Source organism: Nostoc sp. KVJ20 (assembly GCF_001712795.1).
Lineage (GTDB): Bacteria > Cyanobacteriota > Cyanobacteriia > Cyanobacteriales > Nostocaceae > Nostoc.
In genome coordinates this window covers 1-4,317 of sequence record NZ_KV757806.1, presented here as the reverse complement: position 1 = coordinate 4,317, position 4,317 = coordinate 1, and the positions used below count along the sequence as shown (strand labels likewise).

The following is a 4,317-nucleotide window of genomic DNA, read 5'->3' as shown; positions in this document are numbered from 1 at the left end:
TAGATAGTAACTATTTCATTTAACATATTTCCCTCCTAATTTTCTGTCTGGAGGGATTTTATTGTTTTTATACCCCTATGTCATCTTTCTTGGTATGTAACTAGCAACTTGAGTTATTAGGGATTGAAACAAGTGGGGGTAATAGATTTACTACTCGCGAAAACATTGCAATTAATCAAAATCCCTATTAGGGATTGAAACTTGGGGTAAGGGTGGGAAGTATCGGGAGATTGGCATTGCAATTAACCAAAATCCCTATTAATGAAGTCTACCTAGTAGTCTGTCAATCAATAATTGATGGATAAATTTCTTGTAGAGACGGCGATTTATCGGGTCTCTCTAAAAGTTTGTTTGAAAAGTGGTATGTTGTAATTTTAATCGAATTATTACCCCCCTTAATCCCCCCTTGGAAAGGGGGGAAATAGAAAATCTAGTTCCCTCCCCTTTACAAGGGGAGGGTTAGGGTGGGGTAAAAAATATTTGATACATCAATCATGACTTTTCAAACATCCTCTAATCGCCAAAATGAATTTGATAGACTACTAACCTGCAATTTTTGCGAAGGATACGCGGACTCCAGAAATTTGAAACCATTGTCATGCGGGTTTTGTCTGTATAGTCCCGAATTATATTCGCCCTTTGGTATTAATCATAACAACTGTGGTTTTTAATCTGCGGCACTTATGATTGGAATTCTAATCGTAAATTCGGTTCCCATCCCCATTTGAGAATTCACTTCCAATGTACCATTGTGTTTTTCTAAAACTATTTGATGAGCAATCGATAAGCCGAGTCCAGTGCCTTTACCTACAGGTTTTGTGGTAAACAAAGGTTCAAACAGGCGTTGTTTCACAGACTCAGGAATGCCGGTACCATTATCTGCAATCCGAATTACAACCCATTGTTCGGAATCTACTTCTGTCGTAATCTGAATTTGAGGAATTTGATCACTGATTTTGCCTAATATCAAAGCTTCATCAAGAGCATCAATTGCATTAGCTAGAATATTCATAAAAACTTGATTCATCTGACCGAGATAGCAATTTATCTCTGGTATTATTCCATAACTCTTAATAACTTCAATAGCAGGACGATCGCCATTACCTTTAAGGCGGTGCTGCAAAATCATTAATGTGCTATCCAGTCCTTGGTGCAAATCTGCAAGTAATTTTTCATCACTATCCGAGCGGTAAAAGTTGCGTAGTGAGGTAGAAAGGTTTTGAATCCGTTCACTACCTAGCTTAAGTGAGTTCAAAATTTTTGTTATATCTTCAAGAATAAATTCTAGATCCAATTCATCAATAGCAGTGCTAATTTTGGCTGTCGGGTTGGGATAATCTTGTTGATACAGTTGGAGAATTTTACTTAATCCTCCAAAGTATTCCTCTAAAGGTGGAATATTGCTAGTGATAAAACTGAGAGGATTGTTGATTTCATGGGCGACACCAGCAATTAATTCTCCTAGTGTTGAGAGTTTTTCTTGCTGCACTAGTTGGACTTGGATTTGTTGCAAAGCAGCGGTGCGATCGCTCACTTGTTTTTCTAAAGATTCAGTCAGTTGTTTGACTTGTAAATGCACACGCACTCTCGCGATGACTTCCTCTTGGGCAAAGGGTTTGGGGATATAGTCTACTGCACCAAGAGAAAATCCCTTGGTTTTGCTCTCCGTATCCGCTAAGGCTGTGGTGAAAATAATAGGAATGTTTTGAGTAACAGGATTGGCTTTGAGGCGGCGACAGGTTTCAAATCCATCAATCCCAGGCATTTGTACATCCAGCAAAATTAACTCTGGTCGATTACGTTCTGCAAGAGCGATCGCACTTTCTCCATCCACTGCAACACGAAAACGAAACCCCTCAATACTGAGCGCTTCGCACAGGACAGATAAATTTGTCGGATTATCATCCACAATCAAAAGAAATCCAGTATTTGAGGTCTTGAGCATGATGGATTAAAAAGCGAAATTTGATTCTAATTAATTAATATGTTGTTGAATGAAACTTTCCAAACGTTTAAGTTGGAAATTACTAGCAAGCTGGATGATTTGCTCAGTAAAAGCACTAAGCTGCTCATCAGATACAGAAAGTTCCTGAACTGATTCTAAAAGTAGTTGAATATCGCCGTCTTGTGCTAGTTCGAGTAACTGTTGTAAAACCTCATTACTAGGAGAAATAATTTTCTCTAGATTATCCATCCCACCGATATCAGTTTTTTTGATTGTGTCTGCTTTGCCATCAAAAATCCATTGTAATTGCAAAAGTTTTCGCAATAATTCCAGCAGAGCTTCAGCTTCTATAGGCTTTGGTAGAAATATATTTGCACCAGCATCAACACTCTTATACTGATCGGCTGCAAATACACTAGCTGACGAAGCAATAACAGCAATCTTTTTAAATTGGTTAGACCAACGTAAACGTTTGATGAACTTAAATCCATCATTTACAGGCATAACTAAGTCAGTGATAATCAAGTCTGGTTTATGAGCTACAGCTTGTTCCCATCCTTCCTGACCATTACTAGCTTCTATAACTGTAAACCCAACTGGCTCTAGTAAATTTACAATTACCGAGCGGTTTTCCCATTTGTCATCCACAATCAAAATCGTGCGTTTTTGTCCCTGATAACCAATAATAGTTCCCTGCTCTACCACTCTAGAAACCTTTGCCCAATCTTTAGATTCTGGCAATTGCACCTCAAACCAGAAAGTGCTACCTTTGCCAAGCTCACTCTGCACCTGAATTTGACCACCCATCAGTAAAACAATTTGTTGGCTGATTGCTAATCCCAAGCCAGTACCTTCACTTTGTCGTTTCTGATTTCCCACTTGCTCAAAAGGCTGGAAGATTTTCTCGACTTGCTCAGGGGTTATACCCGCGCCGGTATCTGCAATCTCAAAACGAATTTTGTAGTTTGTTATTTTTCCATCGGCATTTAATTCTTGACTAATAACCTTAGCCTGAAAGCTAACGCTACCTTCATGAGTAAATTTGATGGCATTACTAAGCAAGTTTATCAGCACTTGTCGCAAGCGTTTTTCATCAGCATAAATGCCTGTTGGTAAATCAGGATCTAAGTTGACATGAAATGCAATGACCTTTTGTTCCGCCTGGATGCGGCAAATTTCAACCACACTATCTATAAAAGCAGGTAAGTAGAAACCAACACGATTTAATTCCAGTTTCCGGGCTTCAATCTTAGAGAGATCCAAGACATCATTAATCAGGTTTAATAGATGAGAACCACATTGGTAAATGACGCTGACTCCTTTGCGCCCTTTCTCGCTTAAAGATTCTGTGCGTTGGAGAATTTGTGTATAGCCGAGGATGCCATTAAGAGGTGTGCGTAATTCATGGCTCATATTGGCAAGAAATTCACTTTTTGCTTGGCTAGCATTTTGAGCAACTTCCTCAGCTTTCCGCAGTTCTTGCTCTATACGCTTGCGCTGTACAATTTCACTTGTGAGCGCTCGATTAATTACTTCTAACTGGGCAGGGCTAGGCAATGTTAGAGCTTGAGGCATGAGATAAAATAAGGCAAAAGCTGTATATATTGAAATAATCGCAGTTAAAGCTTTGAGACTACCTGCAACCCAGTAATCTGGATGCCAAAGCGTCCAAATATCTATCAAGTGTCCAGTACCGCAAGCAATGATAAAAGCACCAAATAATACAAAGACTCCATTAAAAGGAACGTCTTGGCGTTTGGAAATAAAATAGATCAGTAGGAAGGGAATAGAATAATAAGCGAGTGCGATCGTCGCATCAGAAATAATGTGTAACCAAACTAGCCCCGTTTGCCAGAGATAACAATGTCCGTGGGGAATAAAACCAATTGATTGCAAAGGATAGTTTAAAAGTGTCAACATGATCTTAAAGGTTACTGGATTTGCAATATATACCTCTAATCTCAGTATTCCCAAATGATCAAGTAGTAAGCTTAGTTCTCAGCAATCTGACTAATTTACTTGCAAAATGCGCGGATTGGTAGGTGTACAAAATCAGAAGGGGCAAAAAAAGCTGCATACTCTATCTATACAAGACTTTGAGGGTAATGGTACTCTAAAACCATCCGCGCACCTTATGAAGACTGGCTTTCAGCGATTTGTATCTTGTGCCATGACTATTCCCTGTGTTATGATTCACTCATTCGCGCAACTGCACCTTGAAAATCAAATACAGCAGCGCTTTCAGACGCCAGCGATTGCAATTCAACAAAATCCCTATTAACCCAAGTTGCGCGATCTTCGATTCATCTAAAGCGCTTCTACGCGCTGAGGGGTAATTGCAATTCAACAAAATCCCTAATAACCCAAGTTGC

General features: G+C 39.3%; 2 protein-coding genes. Both read right to left on the bottom strand.

Features of this window, described 5'->3' with window-relative positions:
- Positions 1–667: 667 nt before the first annotated feature.
- Complete coding sequence (locus A4S05_RS37640) at positions 668–1,945, bottom strand: sensor histidine kinase (protein ID WP_069074836.1); 1,278 nt, start codon at positions 1,943–1,945, stop codon at positions 668–670.
- Positions 1,946–1,975: 30 nt separating this feature from the next.
- Positions 1,976–3,865 carry an ATP-binding protein gene (locus tag A4S05_RS37635; protein ID WP_069074835.1) on the bottom strand — a complete coding sequence of 630 codons (1,890 nt, stop codon included), beginning with the start codon at positions 3,863–3,865 and terminating at the stop codon, positions 1,976–1,978.
- Positions 3,866–4,317: the final 452 nt, after the last annotated feature.

Bases quoted from the DNA above. Each gene is read 5' to 3' on its own strand.
- A4S05_RS37635 (WP_069074835.1), bottom strand. From the start codon at position 3,865: ATGTTGACACTTTTAAACTATCCTTTGCAATCAATTGGTTTTATTCCC.
- A4S05_RS37640 (WP_069074836.1), bottom strand. From the start codon at position 1,945: ATGCTCAAGACCTCAAATACTGGATTTCTTTTGATTGTGGATGATAAT.